Source organism: Actinomadura livida (genome assembly GCF_014648675.1).
Classification (GTDB): domain Bacteria; phylum Actinomycetota; class Actinomycetes; order Streptosporangiales; family Streptosporangiaceae; genus Spirillospora; species Spirillospora livida.
The window spans coordinates 1-18,841 of record NZ_BMRO01000015.1; the positions used below are offsets into that span (position 1 = coordinate 1).

Genomic DNA, 18,841 nt, shown 5'->3' on the forward strand with positions numbered 1-18,841 from the left:
ATCGCGCCACCCTGCACGAACCGGCACACAAGATCACGTAACCACGCCGACCCAGATCAACTTCTCAAACACGCACTGAGTGCGGTCGCCGTACACATCCGATTCGCAGGAGCCCGCCGGAGTGCCGGGGCTCCGGGCGGTGCTTCGGCCGTGTCCGGTGGACTCGGTGGGTTCTGTTTCACCAGGCGGGTCTGGTCGGTCGTGCGGACGCGGCCAAGCGGCGGTAGGCGGTCAGAAGGCGGGTGAGTCGCCACCGGGGCCGGTGACCGGTCTTGGCGGGACGCCTGGTGTGCCGCGCGGGGGCGGGTGGGGCGGTCCAGGTGCCGTCCAATCTGCGGGTGGATGTCCCAGGGCGGCGCGCGAGCGGGACGCCGATGGCGGTGCGGAGTTGCCGGGCGAGGTCGACGGAGGTCTTGGCCTCGACCAGGCGGTTCGGCAGGAGCGCCCAGAAGGAACCGGTCCATTCGCCGTGCCAGATACATAGGCCGGGGAAGCAGTGGCGAAGTTGGTCCAGGGCCTGATCAATGTCGAGGTCCAGTTCCAGTGGGGTTGGTGGTGAGGTTGTCGTCGGGTGCCCGGCGGGCGGTCGGACGTGCCGGGGCTCAGATGGGTGGATCATCGTGATGGCTCTCCGGCGGCGGGCTACCAGGTGGACGGGAACATGCGGTGTTTGAGGAGGGCGTCGACGTGGTCGGCGGCTCGCTTGGTGTCGCCGCAGGGGGAGAGGTAGCCGCGCCGCCCTCGTCCGGCGTCGTAGTAGGCCCAGCCGCCTCCGGGGACGGCGTGGACGCTCACCGCGACGCGGACGTGGTCGTCGGGGCTGAGTGCGAACACCCAGAGCAGTGGTGGACGGGCCGGGAGTTCGTCGGCCTGGTAGAGCTTCACGTAGCGGTAGCTCTTGGCCTGGACGGCGACGGCTAGCAGGTCGAGGTTCCGGATCGCCGTGGCGCGCCCCGGCCGGGTCCGCCACCGCAGTAGGCGGACGTTCAGCGGGCGCAGCGAGCCCATGTGATCTTTCCTTCCTCGTTGAGCAGGCGGACGCCCCAGTCGTGGACGAGTTGCGCCATCAGCAGCAGGCCGCGGCCGCTCTCCGCGTCGTCGTCCTCGCCCTGGACGACGGGGAGGGCGCGGCTCTCGTCCCAGACCTCGATGACGGTGAGCGGTTCGCGTGCGTCCGGGAAGATCCGGACGATGATGTGCCCGCTCCCGACGTGCTTGTAGCTGTTAGTGACCAACTCGGTGACCACGAGCCGCCCGACGTAGTCGTCGGCGTGCCCCAGCTCGCGGAACCGGTCGGTGAGGTAGCGGCGCGCTTTCCCGGGCGCCGCGTCGGACGGATCGAGAACGAGCGGTGGCGCCTCTGGCGCGAGCATGACCGCAGGCATCGGCAAACCCTCCAACCTGGACGAAGGGCTGATCGAAACGGGCCAGCCCACCAAGCCGGACGTACCCGAACTATCACCCTGTGTAATCGGACGGATACCATGAGGCCATGAGTTGCTCTACGGCGCTTGTGTAGTGCAGCACTGCTAACAAAACAGCAACACACGCTGTCGGCCGCGATAACCCCCCATATCCCCCGGAGGCTGCCGTGACGATGTACAACCGGGTCAAGCCCGAGTTCCTGAGCTTTGGTGCGGAGGTCAGGCGCCTCCGGAAAGCGGCAGGTCTAAATCAGCAGGCCCTTGCTGACCTGGTAAATGTGACGCGGAGTTACATCGCGCAGGTCGAATCCGGCCGTACCCGCTGTCGTCGGGAGTTCGCACTCCGGCTCGACCGAGCACTCAAGTCCGGCACGACCCTCGTCGAAGCGTGGGACGAGCTACTAGAATCAATCAAGTCAGACAAGTACCCCGAGTTCTTCGCCAACTTCCCGAAGGCCGAGCAGTCGGCCAGTATGCTCCGCGCCTACGAAGAGAGAGTCATCCACGGCCTGTTTCAGATAGAGGACTATGCGCGAGTCCTCTTAAACTCTGAAGATGCCGTCAAGAGCAGGATGCGTCGCCAAGAGATCCTTGATCGGGACCCTGCGCCAGCGGTGACAGTCGTTATGGACGAGACCGTTCTTTACCGTGAGGTCGGCGGGAAAGAGGTGATGAGGAGGCAACTCGAACACCTGATTGACTTGTCTTATCGAGACAAAATAAACATACAAATTGCGCCGATCAAATATATCCGCAACGTCTGGGCGACCTTCGTCATCGCCACCTTGCCGGATCAGCGGCAGGTAGTGTACACGGCGAAAGCTTATGGCGGTGAGACCTCTACCTCCCCGGTCGAAGTCGCTCTAGTGAACGAAGCCATGGCCACGCTTCAAGCGGAAGCGCTGAACGCATCGGATACGAGAGCGCTGATCAGAAAGGTGATCGAAGAAAGATGGACGTAAGTACGGCGGTCTGGAAGAAAGCTTCACGCAGCAATGAATCGGGGGATGCCTGCATCGAGTTGGCATCCAACGGGGAGATGGTTGCAGTTCGAGACAGTAAAGACGCTGACGGCCCCACGCTCCTCATCGGCCACAGGGAGTTTCGCCAATTCGCCAACGTGCTCAAGAGCCTTTGATCTGCTTCTGTGTGTGAGCACTGATCGGAAGGGCAATGGCGAGAGGTGGGTCTAAGTAAGGCGGTATGGCGCAAGGCATCGCGGCGGAGGCCGATGCGGCTCGTCCTGTCCTTTGCTGCGTTCCTCTTCGGGCTTGTGCTGCTTGTTGGGTGTACGGGTGGTGGGCCGGTCGAGGATGGGCTGCCGACGGAGAGGGGGCGGCCTGCCGCCGATGGGGGGTTCGTCAAGGAGGGGCTGTTCGGTGGGGCGGGCGAGTTGATGCGCGCTCGTGTTCAGATCAAGGGTGTTGAGCGCCGGGGTGACAAATCGGTGCTGCGGTACAGCGTGACGTCCCTGGACTCGTCCAAAAAGTTCTTGACGTTCGCGGTCGACCTGATCGATCCGGTCGGGCGCCTGCTCTACAAGTCAACCGGGGACACGGGTGGGGAAGGCTTCGAGCCCGGTGAAACTCGCGAGATGACGGCCGAGTACCCGGCCATTCCGCGGAGCGTCGCGAGGGTCACCGCGATCACACAGAGTACGGCCGGCGAGTTCACCGGCATCCCCGTGACCGGTCCCGACGATGCGTCCGCCGCGTCACTGGCGCGGCTGCGCGGCAATCCCGTGGAGTTGTACGGCATCACCGAGGGTGAGGTCAGGGACACCGTGACGAGTGGCCAGCGGGTGACGGTCGGTCTCCGCGCGGATGCGCTGTTCGAGAAGAGCTCTCCTGATTTGTCCAGGCGTGCTGGGGCCTTGCTGGACGAGATCGCGCGGGAGCTCAAGGCGAAGGCCGTTGGCTCGCTGAATTTCGAGGGGCACACCGACAGTGGCGGGGATGACGCCGCCAACGTGGAGTTGTCGAAAGAGCGCGCTGAGGCCGTGATGCGGGAGATGAAGTCCCGGCTCGGGGACGGGTTCTCCTACACGGCGAGTGGCAGGGGAGCGGCGGAGCCCATCTCCGTGGAGGACGATGCCGAGGCCCGCGAGCGCAACCGCCGGGTCGAGATCACGTACGAAGTGAAGCGGCCGGAGACGGCTAGCACGAAAACCGCGCCCGCCGACTTCCGGCGGTGGGACGGGAAGAAAGTCGCCAGTCGCTCGGCGAAGTTCGGAGACGCCAAGCGCCGCATCGACGTCAAGCCCTTCTACCGGGACGGCGCCTACATCGTCGCCGTGTTCGACATCGTCAACGAAGGTCCGGGGCCCACACCGCCGGACGCGTCCTACGCGCACCGGGATTATCCGGGAGGCGTGTTCACCTCCTTCTCCGTCCGGGTGCCGGAGAGCAAGGACGTCTACCGCAGCGTCCGGATCGGCACCGTGACGCCCAGGGCCACGGGCGCCTACGTCGGCCCAGGACGCGTCGTCGGCGGGGCCGAGGCGAACGAGGCCGTTCGCGGCTTCACCTACCTTCCCGCCCCGCCCGGCAAGGTCACTTCCGTCGCTTTCGACGCCGGGCCCTTCGGAAAAGTCGGCAAGGTCCCGGTACGGCAAAGCGGCTGAGGACGATCCCGCGCGCCCGCCGACGTGTGACCGGTGATCGAAACGGATAGTTAAAGAACACGGCCACGGATCGTCCGGCGGAGGTCATCGCATGGGTGTCGGCGTCAGTGTTTTCCTGATCACGCTCGGACTGATCCTCAAGTTCGCGATCCAACCGGATGCGATGACGGACCCGGTGGACATTCACGTCATCGGCGTCATCCTGATCATCGTCGGCGGGGTGACGTTCGCGCTCCAGCTCCTGATGATGTCCCGGATGCAGCAGCGTCAGCCCCGCTTCCCATCGGGACGGGACGAACGCACCTACGACGGCGACAACCCGCCCCGTCCCTGAGGCGACGCCCCCTCGCCCTTCCTGACGCCCGGGGCGGGTGTGCGGCCGGGTATCCGCACCTGGTGATCGAACGGCGGGGGCTGGCGACCTAGGCGGTGGCGCGCAGTTCGGTTTCCGCCGCGCGGGCATCGCTCTCGCCGACGACGACACGGAACCGCAAGCCGAGGGCGTGTCCGAGCCGGTTCAGCACGGCCAGGGTCGGCACACCTCCGCCGCCCGACTCGATGCGGGACACGGCGGGTTGACGCATCTCCGCGCGGCGGGCGAGTTCGGTCTGGGACATGCCCAACTCGGTTCGCCGAGCGTAGACGGCACGGCCGAGGGCGATCGCCAGGCGCGCTTCTTCGTGGGCACGCCGGTACTCGTCGGTGTCACGCTTGGCGGCCAGGCCAGGGTGGTCGCCGAGAGGAACGTGTGGGCTGGTCCGTCGGCTGCTCATGATCCCTCCGGAGTCTCGATGACGCTGATGATCTGGTCGGTGTCGTGTTCGGCCCCGCACAGCTTCTGCGCTTGTTTGGCCCGTTGCACCTGGGCGTGTTCGCCGCCCCGGGTCTTCCGGAAGACAGTCAGCAGCACGATCCGGTTGTCCCCCGGAAACCAGTAGGTGATCCGCACGTCTTTGGGATGGAGGTTGATCCGCAGCCCACACGCCGTCACCCAAGGGTCTGGACAGAGGCATGCCCAGGCCGGTGCCTTCCGCGGCAAGTAAGCCGCATACGACGTCCACACGCGCCAGGTGAACGGGCGTGAGCGACATGAGCCAGTCGACGACTTCCGGTTCGGCCTGGATCTCGAACAACCCCATGCATTCGATGTTATAACCAGCGCTCGCCCTTCCTGACGTCCGGGTCCCGATCGCCCGGAATTGAACGGATTGCCGTGCGCCCGCATCCAACCGGTGACCCCGGCTTCGAGGAGGCGCCCCCGTGACCGCTCTGATCGTCATGTGCTTCGTGCTGGCAGCCGTCTTCTTCGTGCTCGGGTGCATGGATCAGCGGAAGCTCTACTGGAAGCTCGCGGCCTGGCAGTACCGCCGCCCCGAGGCCACCGAGCCGTCCGAGGCCGCGCACGTCTTCAACCGGATCGGCCTGTTCCTCGGCGCGGCCATGATGCTCGTCCTCGCCGCCATCCTCAACGCCGCCGACGCGTCGAGCACCTACTCGACGGCGCAGGTGCGCTCCGTCGCGTCCTCCGCGGCGTCCGACCTGAACCAGGGGACGCAGTCCGGGATCGGTTCGTCGGTCCGCGCGTCGTCCGACCTGTACGACGCCGTGCACGAGCACGGCGGCGGCAACGTGAAGATCCGCTCGGCCGGCAGCGGCGAGTACGAGCTGACGAACCGCGACGGCGAGAACCCCGTCTGCCTCACCGTCACGGTGGACAACGACCTGAACATCGGCGGTGGCATCGGTGAGCCCTGGAGCCACTCGATCAGCACGTCCGTCAACGACGGCTCCTGCTGACCCGCCCGGCCTCCGGTCCGACGCACCGGAGGTGACCTCCGTCGAAGATGGCGAGGCGCTACGGCGGTGACTACTGTGGCCTCCGTCTCCCGCCCGCCACTCCTCGACGGATGACCGATGCGCCGCGTTCCCACTCTGGCCGCCTCCCTTTCCGGGCTGCTGCTCCTCACCGGCTGCGCGAATGACGGGCCGGTGAAAGTCGATCCGCCGACGGCGGGGGCAGGCGGCTCCGCCCGTCCCGCGAACTCCGCGGGGACGTTCGCCAAGGAAGGCTGGTTCGGCAGCGCGGACGGGCTGCACGCGCGCGTCGAGATCAAGGGCATCGAGCGGCAGGGCGCCAAGTCGGTACTGCGCTACAGCGTGACATCTATGGACACGGCCACGAAGTCCGTCATGTTCGCCATCGACCTGCTCGACCCGGTCGGACGCCGGCTGTACCGGCCGACCGGATCCACGAGCGGGGACGGCTTCGCGCCCGGCACGACCCGCGAGATGGCCGCCGAGTACCCGGCCCTCCCACCGGACGTCACGAAGCTCACCGTCCTCACGCCGGGCACGGCCGGGGAGTTCAGCGGTATCCCCGTTACCGGCGCGGCCACCACGCTGCCGACCGCCACCGCGCCGCCGAACAGCACCGCGCCGACGACGGGCATCTCGACGCCGCCCGGTGCCGAGCCGGGAGTCGGCGGCCAGCCGGGGGTCGGCGCCGGGGTGGAGACGGGCACCGACGAGGGGACCGAGGCCGGAGGACCGCAGGCCGGCGTCGAGGTGGAGACCGACACCGATGGCGCGGCCGGAGCCCCGACCGGGGCGGGGACCCCGACGATCACGGCGAGCTCGGGCGCGGAGCCGTCTCCGGGGTCGGCCCCGGGACCCACCAACCCGGTCGCGTTGCACGACGTGGTCGAGAAGGAGACCGGGGACGCCTCGTCCAGCCCCTCGTCCAGCCCCTCGTCCAGCGGCTCGTCCAGTGCTTCGGCCAGTCCGTCCGCCACGTCCAGTCCGTCCGCCACGTCCAGTCCGTCCGCCACGTCCAGTCCGTCCGCCGCGGCGAGCGATGGAGCCGCCGGTACGCCCGCGGATTTCCGGCCGGAGGACGGCGAGAAGGTCGCCAGCCGCTCGGCGAAGTTCGGCGAGGCCACGCGGCGCATGGACGTCAAGCCCTTCTACCGCGACGGCGCCTACATCGTCGCCGTGTTCGACATCGTCAACGAAGGCCCAGGACCCACTCCACCGGACGCCTCCTACCCCCACACCGACTACCCGGGAGGCGTGTTCACCGCGTTCTCCATCAAGGCAAAGGGAGGTAAGGACGTCTACCGCGCCGTCCGGATCGGCCCCGGGACGCAGGGCGCCCCCGGCTCCTACCTGGCCTCGGGACGCGCCGTCTTCACCACCGAGGTGAACCAGCCCGTCCGCGGCTTCGTCTACCTCCCCGCCCCACCCGGCGATGCCGCCTCCGTCACCTTCGACGCCGGCCCCTTCGGCGCGTTCGACGACGTTCCCGTGCAGTGAGCCAGTCGGGCAGAGGCCCTCAGAAGTCCATCGACGACTCGTGTGACCCGGCCATGCCGCCCCCGTACCGCTTCTGCAGGTGGAAGCGGCGGCTCAACCGGATCGTCGGACGCAGCAGGAACATGACCGACCCGACCACGAACAGCCACGTCCCGGTGCGGACGGTCGACTCGGAGAGGAACAGCACGCTCCCCACCAGGAACAGCAGCGCGGCCCCGAAGTCGTTGGCTATCGACAGCGTCTCGTAGCGCCGGCGGATCACCAGTTCGTCCGGCCCGATGCGGAGGTGGATCGAGGAGTCAGCCATGGGGCGAGACTACGAGACAGGCGGCGTAACGCCTGGTCAACGAGCTTCGCAGTACGGCAAAGCGCGGGGCCGGTGCCGAGCGCGGCACCGGCCCCGACGAATCCGGTTACGACCAGTCCGGTTACGACCAGGCGAGCATGCGGATGGGGTCCTCCAGCATGTCGCCGACGTCGCGGAGCACCCGCGACCCCAGCTCGCCGTCCACGATGCGGTGGTCGAACGACAGCGACAGCGTGGTGACCTTCCGGATCGCCAGCTCGCCCTCGTGCACCCACGGCATGTCCCTGATCTGGCCGAACGCCAGGATCGCGGCCTCACCGGGGGTGAGGATCGGGGTCCCGGTGTCCACGCCGAACACGCCCACGTTCGTGATCGTGATCGTCCCGTCGGACAGGTCGGCGGGCGTCGCCTTGCCCGCGCGGGCCTTCTCGGTCAGCTCGCCGAGCGCGCGGGCCAGGCCGGGCAGGTCGAGGTCCTGCGCCTCCTTCACCTTCGGGACGATCAGGCCGCGGTCGGTGGCCGCCGCGATCCCGAGGTTCACGTAGCGCTTGACGACGATCTCCGCGCCGGACGGCCCGTCCGCCCAGGTCGCGTTGACCTCCGGGTGCCGCGCCACGGCGGTGAGCAGCGCCCGCGCCACCAGCAGCAGCGGGGACACCTTCACGTCCGCGAACTCGGGCAGCTCGCGGAGCCGCTTCACGGTCTCCATCGTCCGCGTCACGTCCACCTGGAGGAACTCGGTGACGTGCGGGGCGGTGAACGCCGAACCGGACATCGCCGCCGCGGTCGCCTTGCGGACGCCCTTGACCGGCCTCCGCTCCTCCCGCGGCCCCGCCTGCGCGGGCACCCGCGGCGCCTGCGGCTCGACCTGGGTTCCGGCCTGGGTTCCGGCCTGGGCGGCGAGGACGTCCTCGCGCGTGATCGAGCCCTGCGGGCCCGTCCCGGTGATGGTGGCGAGGTCCACGCCGAGGTCCTTGGCCATCTTCCGGACCGGCGGCTTGGCGAGCGGCAGCCCGGTGCCCCCGGGCTGGGGGCGAGGCGCGGGCGGCGCGACCGGCGCCGGCGCCGGTGCGGGTGCCTGGGCCTGCTGGGCGTGCGGCGGGGCGCCGTTGGCGGACTTGCGCGGGCGGCGCTTCGTCGCGCCCTCCTTGACCCCGTACCCCACGAGGACGGGCTGGCGCTTCGGCGGCGCCTCCGGCGACACCATGCCCGGCTCCTCGACGCGCGGCACGGCGTCCTGCTTGATCGCCGCGGCCTGCGCCGGGGGTTCGGACACCGGCGTCGCCACGCTGCCGCCGCCGTCGGCGTCCACCGAGATGATGGGCTTGCCGACGTCGACGGTCTCGCCCTCGGTGGCGAGCAGCTCGGTCACCACGCCCTCGAACGGGCACGGCAGCTCGACGATCGCCTTCGCCGTCTCGATCTCGACGATGGTCTGGTTGATCTCGACGGTGTCGCCGGGCTGGACGTGCCACTTCACGATCTCGGCCTCGGTCAGGCCCTCGCCCACGTCCGGCAGTTTGAAGATCTTCGGCTGGCTCACCGGCGTCACCACGCGAAGGTTCGGTCGGCCGCGTCAATGAGCGCGGGGGAGCCCTCGACTTCCACAGTCATGATCACCATCCGAAGGTCCGGTCGGCCGCGTCAATGAGCGCGGGGGAGCCCTCGACTTCCACAGTCATGATCACCATCCGAAGGTCCGGTCGACCGCGTCCAGGATGCGGTCGAGGTCGGGCAGGTAGTGGTCCTCGACGCGCGAGGGCGGGTACGGCGTGGAGAACCCGCCGACCCGCAGTACCGGCGACTCCAGCCGGTAGAAGCAGTTCTCGGTGATCCGCGCCGCCAGTTCGGCGCCGAACCCGCTGAAGACCGGGGCCTCGTGGACGACGACGCAGCGTCCCGTCCGGTTGACCGAGTCGACCACGGTGCCGAGGTCGAGCGGGTTCAGCGAGCGCAGGTCGATGACCTCCAGCGAGCGGCCCTCCTCGGCGGCCGCGGCGGCGGCCTCCAGGCAGGTCTTCACGGACGGCCCGTACGCCAGCACGGTCACGTGGTCGCCCGGCTGGACGACCCTGGCCTGGTGGAGCGGCGTCCAGTCGGACGAGTCGACGTCCACCTCGGCCTTCTCCCAGTACCGCCGCTTCGGCTCGAAGAAGATCACCGGGTCGGGGGACGCGATCGACTGCTGGATCATCGAGTAGGCGTCCACCGGGTTCGAGCACGCGACCACCCGCAGCCCGGCGGTGTGCGTGAAGTACGCCTCGGGGGACTCGGAGTGGTGCTCGACCGCGCCGATGCCGCCGCCGCAGGGGATCCGGACGACGACCGGCAGCGACACCGCGCCGAGCGACCGCATCCGCATCTTGGCGAGCTGGGTGATGATCTGGTCGGCGGCGGGGAACACGAACCCGTCGAACTGGATCTCGCAGACGGGCCGGTAGCCGCGCAGCGCCAGCCCGATCGCCGTGCCGATGATGCCCGACTCGGCGAGCGGCGTGTCGATGACGCGTTCCTCGCCGAAGTCCTTCATCAGCCCGTCGGTGATCCGGAAGACCCCGCCGAGCTTCCCGACGTCCTCGCCCATCACGAGGACCTTCGGGTCGTTCTCCATGGCCTTGCGCAGGCCCTCGTTCATCGCCTTGCCGAGGGTCAGGGTGGTCACTTCGACTCCTCCTCGAACGACGCCAGGTAGGCGGCGAACTGCTCCTGCTCCTCGGTCATCAGCGGATGCCGCTCCGCGTACACGTGGTCGAACATCGTCATCGGGTCCGGGTCCGGCAGCGCCAGGCACGCCTCGCGCAGTTCCCTGGACAGCTGCTTGGCCTCGTCCTCCACCTTGTCGAAGAACCCCGAGTCGGCGAGGTCGTTGCGCACCAGGTACGACTTGACGCGCTCGATGGGGTCCTTGAGCTTCCACGCCTCCTCTTCGGCCTTGAGCCGGTAGCGCGTGGGGTCGTCCGTGGTGGTGTGGGCGCCCATCCGGTACGTGAACGCTTCGATGAGCGTGGGGCCCTGCCCAGTGCGGGCGTTCTCCAGTGCCTTCCTGGTCACGGCCAGGCAGGCGAACACGTCGTTGCCGTCCACGCGCAGGCCCGGGAACCCGAAGCCCTGTGCCCGCTTGTAGAGGGGGATCCTGGTCTGCCGCTCCAGCGGCTCGGAGATGGCCCACTGGTTGTTCTGGCAGAAGAACACGATGGGGGCGTTGAACACCGAGGCGAACACGAACGACTCGTTCACGTCGCCCTGCGATGTCGCCCCGTCGCCGAAGTAGGCGATCGTCGCGCCCGCCGACGGCGTGCCCAGGACGCCGTCACGCTGGACGCCCATCGCGTACCCGGTGGCGTGCAGCGTCTGGCTGCCGATCACGATGGTGTACAGGTGGAAGCCGTGCTCGGCGGGGTCCCACCCGCCGTGGTTGACGCCGCGGAACAGGCCGAGCAGATTCAGCGGCTCGACGTTCCGGCACCACGCCACGCCGTGCTCCCGGTACGTCGGGAACACCATGTCGTGCTCGGTGAGCGCGCGGCCCGAGCCGATCTGCGCCGCCTCCTGCCCGAGCAGCGAGGCCCAGATGCCGAGCTCGCCCTGCCGGGTGAGCGCCACGGACTCCAGGTCGATCCGCCGCACGATGACCAGGTCGCGGTAGAGGTCGCGCACTTCCTCGGCGCTGAGGTCAAGGGGGTAGTCGGGATGCTCGACGCGCTCGCCCTCGGGGGTGAGCAGCTGGACGAGCTCTGGCTCGGCCGCCTCGGTCGTGTCGGGCGCGCCGCGCACGGAGTCGATCGTCATCGATGACACTCCTCGTTCGGGGCCGTCACGCGGGATCGCCGCGCGTTCGGCCGATGTCCGCGGCCTCCGGGCCCCGGTAAGGGACGAACGCCGCATATGCCATCGTGGCAGACATCACACCTTACGATGCAAGTCCCGCCATGCAGGTCCTACCCCGAGCGCCGTCCTTTGATCCGAACGAGCCCTGGCCAGGCACGCCCCGCACCCGGACGTGATTCGCGCCACCCGCCCGAGGGGGACGGGGCCTCACTCGCGGGAGAGCGCCCGGCTGGCTCCGGCGGCGACGGTCAGCCCGAGGATCAGGCCGGCGACGACGATGAAGTTCGCGATCCACTGGTGGACGCCCTTGGGCGCGAACACCCTCTCCTGGCCGAGGTCGCCGATGGGCAGGATCAGGTCGAGGGTGTAGAAGAACGCGTTGAAGTGCGGGCTGTCGTCGGCGTTCAGCACCGGCGGGTTCTCCAGGGAGAAGACGACCGTCCCGAAGACGAGCAGCCCGATCAGCCAGCTCGCGGCGCGGAACGGGCGGTAGCCGTAGCCGACGAGGACGTCCTGCAGCCAGCCGACGATCTTGCGGGGCAGCCCCTGGGTGCCGCGGCGGTCCCGGGCCTTCGCGAGCAGCACGTAGCGGCCGTCGGAGTCCAGGCCGAGGGACCGGTAGGCCAGCGCCAGGCGCTCGTAGGGCTGCGGAGCGTACCCGTCGGTGTCGCGGTGCAGCCAGTCCAGCCGCTCGCGGGCCGTCAGCGGCGGTTCGAGCGTCTCGTACTGCAGCCCGTCGAGCTGGAGGCGCTCCGGCCAGGAGGCGGCGTCGTCGCGGAGCAGGCTGATCCGCGCGTAGGACAGGTCGGCGATGCCCCTGATCGGCTCGGCGGTGCGGAGCAGCAGCTCCTCCGCCTGGAGGCGCTGCACGCTGAGCGCCGTTCCCTCCTCATTGCGCAGGTGGGCGCCGCGGAGGCTGAGCTGGCCGGTCACCCGTGCGCCGGAGAAGGTGACGGCGCCGACGGCGGTGAAGCCGTCCGAGCAGTAGATGTCGGTCTCGACGGCGAGGTCGTCGGCGTTCAGGGCGGTCTTCCCCGGCGCGGACAGGCGCGCGCCCACGAAGGACAGGTAGCCGCCGACGCGGGCGCCGCGGAGCCGGATCTCGCCCTCGGCGCTGAAACCGCCGTCGCAGAACACGTTCGCGGCCACGTCCAGGCGGCTCGCGTACAGGGCGGCGCCGGCCGGGTTGTGCAGCCGCGCCCCCCGGAAGATCAGCTGGCCGCCCACCCGGGCGCCGGGCAGCCGGACCTCGCCGCTGGCCGCGAACCCCTGGTCGCAGTAGACGTTCGCCTCGACGGTGAGGCGGTCGGCGAGCAGCGCGTCCCCGCCCGGGTTGGACAGCTGGACCCCCGACATGTTCAGGATGCCGGTGATGTTCGCCCCGTCCAGCCACAGGCCGCCCGTGATGCGGCTGCCCTCCAGCCACAGGTGCCCGTCGACCCGCGTACCGGACGCTATGAGACCCGGTAGGCGGCACCGCATCAGGTGGACGCTGTTCATGCTCGCCCAGTACAGGTGCGGGGCCTCGTCGAACGAGCACCCCGTGAGCGCCAGGGGGACGCTGACCTCCGCATGGCCCAGGTTCAAGGAGCCGATGACGCGGGCGCCGGAGAGGCGGACCGCGGCGACCTCGCCCGGCTGCGGCTCCACCGCTCCGACGAGCAGCGCGACGAGGACCTCGGCCCTGACCGTCCGCTCGCGTCCCCAGCGGTCGGCCTGCGCGATGTCGTCGTAGGCGGGGTCGCCCGACGACAGGTCGACGGATTCGCCCTTCGGGAACGCGTCCCAAAGGCGGCGTTCCGAGGGGGTCAGGTCCTCGGTGTTCATCGGCGGCTCCGGGGGGTGCGGATGGGTCGTGATGGGCAATGGTGCCGTACGCTTCAGGATCGTAAGGAAAAGCGCAGACCAGTGAGGGGGCGGTCGTGGCGCGTGTCGTCGTGGACGTCATGCTCAAGCCGGAGATCCTCGACCCGCAGGGGCAGGCGATCGCCCGGAAACTGCCGCAGCTGGGTTTCGACGGGGTGGTCGCGGTCCGGCAGGGCAAGCGGTTCGAGGTGGAGCTGGAGGGGGAGGCCGACGAGGCGGCCCTGGAGCGGGTCGCCAAGATCGCCGAGACCCTGCTCGCGAACCCCGTCATCGAGAACTACGAGGTTCGCGTTCTCTGACCGGAAATGGCCTGGAATGTCGATCGGCTTCGGGGCCTATCCGGCGCGCTGATTTGGCGCGTTCCATCCGTTCGTGCGGGCTTTCCGGGGCCCGTGCGCCATTGCGCCGGGCGGACGGGATTTGGCGAAGCGACCCGTGAGTATAGCGATTACGGAAGATTCCGCCGGGGAAGTGTTAGCTGCGTCGAGTCGTCGAGCACGCTCCGGGGACCGGGGGAACGGCCAGGAAGCCCGGGGCATGACACGAGGTGTCCGGGTGGATATGCGGTTCTCGCTCTCGCTCCCACGCGAAGCGCCCAGCATCCCGGTCGTCCGGCGGGTGGCGGGGGACGCGCTGCGCGGATTGGGCGTCACCGAGGACTGCGTCGGCGACATTCTGGTCGCCACTTCCGAGGCGTGCACCAACGCCGTCCAGCACGCCCGCGGGTCCGGTGAGTACCAGGTCACAATGCACGTGGACGAGGCCGACTGTGTGCTCGAAATCATGGACCGCGGCCGCGGGCCCCGCACCGCGGCCCCCGTCGATCGCGGGATGTTGAGCGAGTCCGGCCGCGGGCTTAGGATCATGCGGGCCCTTGTGGACGAACTGGACATCGACCCCTCGTCCGACCGGGGCACCGTCGTTCACCTGCGGAAGCGGCTGAGCTGGCGGGACGAGGCACTGGTCCGGCGCCTCGACCGCAAACTCATGCACAGCGCCGGGTAGATTGGAAGCCGCGCGCGGGGGAAAGCGACGCGCAGCGGGGTGATCGGCGGAGGAGATACCGCCCGTTCCGGTGCCCCTCATTCGGAGGAACAGAAGAGATGGATGCTGCCCGGGTCGGGATCATCACCTTCCCCGGTTCTCTCGACGACAAGGACGCCGCGCGAGCCGTGCGACTTGCCGGCGCCGAGCCGGTCGCCCTTTGGCACGGAGACCATGACCTGCGGGGGGTCGACGCCGTCGTCCTGCCCGGCGGGTTCTCCTACGGGGACTACCTGCGCGCCGGGGCGATCGCCCGGTTCGCCCCGCTCATGACCGAACTGGTGGCCGCCGCCGAGGCGGGGCTGCCGGTCCTCGGCATCTGCAACGGCTTCCAGGTGCTGTGCGAGTCGCACCTGCTGCCGGGCGCGCTGCTGCCGAACGCGGGCCTGCACTTCGTGTGCCGCGACCAGCGGCTGCGGGTGGAGAACGCCGACACCGTCTGGACGACCGAGTACCGGGAGGGCCAGGAACTGGTCATCCCGATCAAGAACCGGGACGGCCGCTACACCGCCGACCGGGAGACGCTGGCCGAACTGGCCTCCACCGGACGGATCGTCGCCCGCTACCTCGACCTGAACCCCAACGGCTCCCAGGACGACATCGCCGGAATCTGCAACGAGGCCGGCAACGTGGTCGGGCTCATGCCGCACCCCGAGCACGCCGTGGAGTCACTGACCGGGCCGTCCACGGACGGTCTCGGCTTCTTCACGTCCATCGTCAAGAGACTGGTCAACGCATGAGCGAGCAACCTCACGCCTCTGGGCGCGCGACACGGGAATCCTCGGACGAGCCGTCGATGGAGTGGCTCGGCGAGCTCAAGTCCGACGCCGACGACCCCGAGCTCCAGCCGGTCGACCCCTCGGTCACCCAGGCTTTCGAGGCCATGCTGGAGGAGGCCAAGCCCGCCAAGCCGGCCAAGCCCGGGGCGGCCCCGCCCGCGCCCCAGGCGTCTCCGCAGCCACTGGTGCCGCCGCCCGTGGTCGTCCCTGAGGCGCCCGCCCAGCCCCAGCCGGTCATCCAGGTGGACCCGGCCGTCCAGGCCACGCTCCGGGCCGCTCAGCCCCTCCCGGCCGAGACGGAGGGGCCGGAGCAGGAGTTCGCCCGCGCCCTGGCCGAGGAGGGCCCCGCCGACCCCGCCATCACCCTGGCGGACCCGGTGACGCTCCCGAACCCCGGCTTGAACCAGTACGACCTGAACCAGTACGACCTGAACCAGTACGACCTGAACCAGTACGCGCCGCCGCCGGTCGGCTCGGGCACCGGCCCGCAGCCGGCGGTCGGCCCGGGGACGGGCCCGCAGCCCGCGGTCGGCCCCGGCTCCGGCCCGCAGCCCGTCTTGGGCACCGGCCCGATCCCCGCGGTGGACCCGGCGGCGAGCCCCCGGCCGTCCGGCCCCGGCACGGGCCCGCAGCAGGCCGTCAACCCCGGCACGGGCCCGCTGCCCGCGCTGGGCACCGGCCCGCTCCCCGCGGTCGGCACCGGCACGGGTCCCCAGCAGGCCGTCGGCCCGGGGACGGGCCCCCAGCCCGCCGTCGGCCCCGTCGGCCCCGGAACGAGCCCGCAGCCGGTCATCCGCCCCGGCACCGGCCCGATCCACGCGGTCGGCCCGAACACCGGCCCGCAGCCCGCCGTAGGCCCCGGTACGGGCCCGCAGCCCGCCGTCGGCCCGGGGACGGGCCCGCAGCCCGCCGTCGGTCCCGGCACGGGCCCGCAGCCCGCGGTCGGCCCCGGCGGATCCGGCCCCCAGCCGTTCGCACACCCCGGCCCGGGCCCGCAGCCCGCGGTCGGCCCCGGCGGATCCGGCCCCCAGCCGTTCGCACACCCCGGCACCGGCCCGATGCCCGTGGTCGGTTCGGGTACCGGCCCGCAGCCCGCCGTGGGCCCCGGCTCCGGCCCGCAGCACGTCCTCCGCCTCGACAGCGGCCCGATCCCCGCGGTCGGTCCCGGCACGGGCCCGCAGCCCACCGTCGGAGCGGGAACGGGCCCGCAGCCCGCCATCGAGGCGACCGGCCCGGCCTATTACGGGACCGACACGGTGGCCATCGCGGCCGCGTCCCCCGAGCGCCCCCAGCCGTACGCCGAACTCGGGATGAACGACGAGGAGTACCGGCGCGTCCGCGAGATCCTCGGGCGCCGCCCCACGTCCGCCGAGCTGGCGATCTACTCGGTGATGTGGAGCGAGCACTGCTCCTACAAGAGCTCCAAGGTGCACCTCCGCCAGTTCGGCGAGAAGGCCCCGAAGACCGACAAGCTGCTCGTCGGCATGGGGGAGAACGCCGGCGTCGTGGACGTCGGCCAGGGCTGGGCGGTCACCTTCAAGGTGGAGTCGCACAACCACCCCTCCTACGTGGAGCCGTACCAGGGCGCCGCGACCGGCGTAGGCGGGATCGTCCGCGACATCATGTCGATGGGCGCCCGTCCCATCGCGGTCATGGACTCGCTCCGGTTCGGCCCTGCCGACGCCCCCGACACCCAGCGCGTCCTCCCCGGCGTGGTGGCGGGCATCGGCGGGTACGCCAACTCGCTCGGCCTGCCCAACATCGGCGGCGAGACCGTCTTCGACGCCTGCTACGGGCAGAACCCGCTCGTCAACGCGCTGTGCGTCGGCGTGATGCGGCACGAGGACATCCAGCGCGCGGTCGCCCCGGGCCCCGGCAACAGGGTGATCCTGTTCGGGGCGCTGACCGGTCCGGACGGGATCGGCGGCGCGTCCGTCCTCGCCTCGGCGACGTTCGACGAGGAGTCCCACCAGAAGCGGCCGTCGGTCCAGGTGGGCGACCCGTTCATGGAGAAGCTGCTCATCGAGTGCTGCCTCGAACTGTTCAACGAGGACCTCGTGGTCGGCATCCAGGACCTCGGCGCGGCCGGCGTCTCCTGCGCGACGACGGAGCTCGCCGCGGCCGGCACCGGCGGCATGCACGTCGACCTCGACACCATCCCGCTCCGCGACGAGACGCTCCTCCCCGAGGAGATCCTCATGAGCGAGTCGCAGGAGCGCATGATGGCGGTCGTCACGCCCGACAAGGTCGACCGCTTCATGGAGATCTGCGCCCGCTGGGAGATCCCGGCCACGGTGATCGGCACGGTCACCGACACGGGCCGCCTGGTCATGACGTGGCGCGGCGAGACGATCGTCGACCTCCCGCCGACCACCGCCGCCGACGAGGGCCCCGTCTACAACCGGCCCCTGCAGCCCCCGGCCGACCTGGGCGCGCTGCAGTCCGACACACCGGGCCGCCTCACCCGCCCGTCCAACGGCGACGAACTGCGCCGCACGGTCCTGTGGCTGGCGGGCTCTCCGAACCTCGCCAGCAAGACGTGGGTGACGTCCCAGTACGACCGGTACGTCCTCGGCAACACCGTGCTGGCGATGCCGGAGAACGCGGGCGTGGTCCGTATCGACGACGACTCCGGCCTGGGCATCGCGCTGTCGCTGGACGGGAACGGCCGCTACACCCGCCTCGACCCGTACGCGGGCGCGCAGCTGGCCCTCTCCGAGGCGTTCCGCAACGTCGCCGCCACGGGCGCGCGGCCGCTGGCCGTCACCAACTGCCTCAACTTCGGCTCCCCGGAGGACCCGGGCGTCATGTGGCAGTTCGCCCGCGCGGTCGAGGGCCTGGCGGACGGCTGCCAGTACCTCGGCATCCCGGTCACGGGCGGCAATGTGAGCTTCTACAACCAGACGGGCTCCGCCCCCATCAACCCGACCCCGGTCGTGGGCGTCCTCGGCGTCCACGACGACGTGCGGCGCCGCGTGAACATGGGCCTCACCACCGACGGCGCCACGCTCGCGCTGCTCGGCGAGACCCGCGAGGAGTTCGGCGGCTCGGAATGGGCCCACGTCGTCTACGGGCACCTGGGCGGCCTGCCCCCGCTCGTGGACTTCAAGGCCGAGACCGCGCTGGCCTCCGTCCTCGTCAACGCCATCCGCGACGGCCTGGTGACCGTCGTCCACGACCTGTCGGACGGCGGCCTCTCCCAGACCTTGGTGGAGTCGTGCCTCCGCGGCAGCCTCGGCGCCCGCATCACCCTGCCGGGCGACCCGTTCGTAGCCCTGTTCAGCGAGTCGGTGGCCCGCGCCATGGTCGCCGTCCGCCCCGGCGCCGAAGCCCGCCTCGCGGCCCTCTGCGAGTCCGCGGGCATCCCCGTGACCCAGATCGGCGTGGCGGGCGGAGACTCCCTGACCGTAACGGGCCACGGCCCAGACGGCGACCAACAGGAACTCTTCAGCATCCCCCTGTACGAACTACGCGAATCCCACGAACGAACCCTCCCCAGCTACGCCGACTAACCCCACAACGAAAGAAGGGCGCCCGCACTGAGCGGGCGCCCTTCGCGCTTCTGGTGGAGATCCCCGGCGGAGGAGGGTGGGGCCATGGGATTCTGCCGACTCCGAGACGTATCCGGGAGCGGTTCCGTACCCACCCTCCCTGAGCC

Annotated in this window: 19 protein-coding genes; 10 read left to right on the forward strand and 9 right to left on the reverse strand. The window is 70.1% G+C overall.

The genetic code is table 11. The features are described from left to right. Positions 1 to 642: 642 nt before the first annotated feature. Together IEZ03_RS29735 and IEZ03_RS29740 are read right to left on the reverse strand one after the other, a co-directional pair. Positions 643 to 1,008: a hypothetical protein gene (locus tag IEZ03_RS29735; RefSeq protein ID WP_184879361.1), complete on the reverse strand. Its 366-nt coding sequence runs from the start codon at positions 1,006 to 1,008 to the stop codon at positions 643 to 645. Then, positions 987 to 1,385 (reverse strand): ATP-binding protein, encoded by a 399-nt coding sequence (locus tag IEZ03_RS29740; protein WP_184879363.1) that lies wholly within the window; start codon positions 1,383 to 1,385, stop codon positions 987 to 989. The genes IEZ03_RS29735 and IEZ03_RS29740 overlap by 22 nt, the downstream gene beginning before the upstream one ends. A 212-nt stretch (positions 1,386 to 1,597) precedes the next feature. Here IEZ03_RS29740 and IEZ03_RS29745 point away from each other — a divergent pair, with 212 nt between their 5' ends. The 4 genes from IEZ03_RS29745 (at position 1,598) to IEZ03_RS29760 (ending at position 4,381) form a co-directional block, all read left to right on the forward strand. Continuing rightward, entirely contained in the window at positions 1,598 to 2,386 is a 789-nt protein-coding gene (locus tag IEZ03_RS29745) for a helix-turn-helix domain-containing protein (protein WP_229808686.1), read from the forward strand. Further along, positions 2,377 to 2,562, forward strand: coding sequence for a DUF397 domain-containing protein (locus IEZ03_RS29750; RefSeq protein WP_184879367.1), 186 nt, complete (start codon positions 2,377 to 2,379; stop codon positions 2,560 to 2,562). Before IEZ03_RS29745 ends, IEZ03_RS29750 begins: the two co-directional genes overlap by 10 nt. Before the next feature lie 93 nt (positions 2,563 to 2,655). After that, a complete protein-coding gene (locus IEZ03_RS29755; protein WP_184879369.1) occupies positions 2,656 to 4,047 on the forward strand; it encodes an OmpA family protein in 1,392 nt (463 codons plus the stop codon). A 91-nt stretch (positions 4,048 to 4,138) separates the two neighbouring features. Further along, positions 4,139 to 4,381 carry a DUF6458 family protein gene (locus tag IEZ03_RS29760; RefSeq protein WP_184879372.1) on the forward strand — a complete coding sequence of 81 codons (243 nt, stop codon included), beginning with the start codon at positions 4,139 to 4,141 and terminating at the stop codon, positions 4,379 to 4,381. Positions 4,382 to 4,469: 88 nt separating this feature from the next. On the opposite strand, the gene IEZ03_RS29765 is transcribed toward IEZ03_RS29760, so the two are convergent. Together IEZ03_RS29765 and IEZ03_RS38275 are read right to left on the reverse strand one after the other, a co-directional pair. Continuing rightward, positions 4,470 to 4,820: a helix-turn-helix domain-containing protein gene (locus tag IEZ03_RS29765; protein ID WP_184879375.1), complete on the reverse strand. Its 351-nt coding sequence runs from the start codon at positions 4,818 to 4,820 to the stop codon at positions 4,470 to 4,472. Beyond that, on the reverse strand, positions 4,817 to 4,996 hold the full coding sequence (locus IEZ03_RS38275; RefSeq protein ID WP_229808675.1) for a hypothetical protein: 180 nt from the start codon (positions 4,994 to 4,996) through the stop codon (positions 4,817 to 4,819). The genes IEZ03_RS29765 and IEZ03_RS38275 overlap by 4 nt, the downstream gene beginning before the upstream one ends. Positions 4,997 to 5,307: 311 nt before the next feature. Here IEZ03_RS38275 and IEZ03_RS29775 point away from each other — a divergent pair, with 311 nt between their 5' ends. Next, entirely contained in the window at positions 5,308 to 5,844 is a 537-nt protein-coding gene (locus IEZ03_RS29775) for a hypothetical protein (protein WP_184879377.1), read from the forward strand. 117 nt (positions 5,845 to 5,961) lie between these two features. Next, complete coding sequence (locus tag IEZ03_RS29780) at positions 5,962 to 7,359, forward strand: hypothetical protein (RefSeq protein WP_184879379.1); 1,398 nt, start codon at positions 5,962 to 5,964, stop codon at positions 7,357 to 7,359. 19 nt (positions 7,360 to 7,378) lie between these two features. On the opposite strand, the gene IEZ03_RS29785 is transcribed toward IEZ03_RS29780, so the two are convergent. The 5 genes from IEZ03_RS29785 to IEZ03_RS29805 form a co-directional block, all read right to left on the reverse strand. Next, the gene (locus tag IEZ03_RS29785; RefSeq protein WP_184879381.1) at positions 7,379 to 7,666 is read right to left on the reverse strand and encodes a YrhK family protein; all 288 of its coding nucleotides are present in this window, start codon (positions 7,664 to 7,666) and stop codon (positions 7,379 to 7,381) included. 121 nt (positions 7,667 to 7,787) lie between these two features. After that, positions 7,788 to 9,209 (reverse strand): dihydrolipoamide acetyltransferase family protein, encoded by a 1,422-nt coding sequence (locus IEZ03_RS29790; RefSeq protein WP_184879383.1) that lies wholly within the window; start codon positions 9,207 to 9,209, stop codon positions 7,788 to 7,790. A gap of 141 nt (positions 9,210 to 9,350) precedes the next feature. Beyond that, positions 9,351 to 10,328, reverse strand: a complete 978-nt coding sequence (locus IEZ03_RS29795; protein WP_184879385.1) for an alpha-ketoacid dehydrogenase subunit beta — start codon at positions 10,326 to 10,328, stop codon at positions 9,351 to 9,353. Further along, the gene (gene pdhA / locus IEZ03_RS29800) at positions 10,325 to 11,455 is read right to left on the reverse strand and encodes a pyruvate dehydrogenase (acetyl-transferring) E1 component subunit alpha (RefSeq protein ID WP_184879387.1); all 1,131 of its coding nucleotides are present in this window, start codon (positions 11,453 to 11,455) and stop codon (positions 10,325 to 10,327) included. Before pdhA ends, IEZ03_RS29795 begins: the two co-directional genes overlap by 4 nt. A gap of 246 nt (positions 11,456 to 11,701) precedes the next feature. Next, the gene (locus tag IEZ03_RS29805) at positions 11,702 to 13,321 is read right to left on the reverse strand and encodes a hypothetical protein (RefSeq protein ID WP_184879389.1); all 1,620 of its coding nucleotides are present in this window, start codon (positions 13,319 to 13,321) and stop codon (positions 11,702 to 11,704) included. Positions 13,322 to 13,416: 95 nt separating this feature from the next. Here IEZ03_RS29805 and purS point away from each other — a divergent pair, with 95 nt between their 5' ends. The 4 genes from purS to purL all read left to right on the forward strand — a co-directional run bounded on the left by purS (position 13,417) and on the right by purL (position 18,695). Then, the gene (purS, locus tag IEZ03_RS29810) at positions 13,417 to 13,659 is read left to right on the forward strand and encodes a phosphoribosylformylglycinamidine synthase subunit PurS (RefSeq protein WP_184879392.1); all 243 of its coding nucleotides are present in this window, start codon (positions 13,417 to 13,419) and stop codon (positions 13,657 to 13,659) included. Positions 13,660 to 13,921: 262 nt separating this feature from the next. After that, a complete protein-coding gene (locus IEZ03_RS29815; protein WP_221481016.1) occupies positions 13,922 to 14,365 on the forward strand; it encodes an ATP-binding protein in 444 nt (147 codons plus the stop codon). 98 nt (positions 14,366 to 14,463) lie between these two features. Beyond that, entirely contained in the window at positions 14,464 to 15,144 is a 681-nt protein-coding gene (purQ, locus tag IEZ03_RS29820) for a phosphoribosylformylglycinamidine synthase subunit PurQ (protein WP_184879398.1), read from the forward strand. A gap of 1,256 nt (positions 15,145 to 16,400) precedes the next feature. Then, positions 16,401 to 18,695: a phosphoribosylformylglycinamidine synthase subunit PurL gene (purL, locus tag IEZ03_RS39025; RefSeq protein WP_506269206.1), complete on the forward strand. Its 2,295-nt coding sequence runs from the start codon at positions 16,401 to 16,403 to the stop codon at positions 18,693 to 18,695. Positions 18,696 to 18,841: the final 146 nt, after the last annotated feature.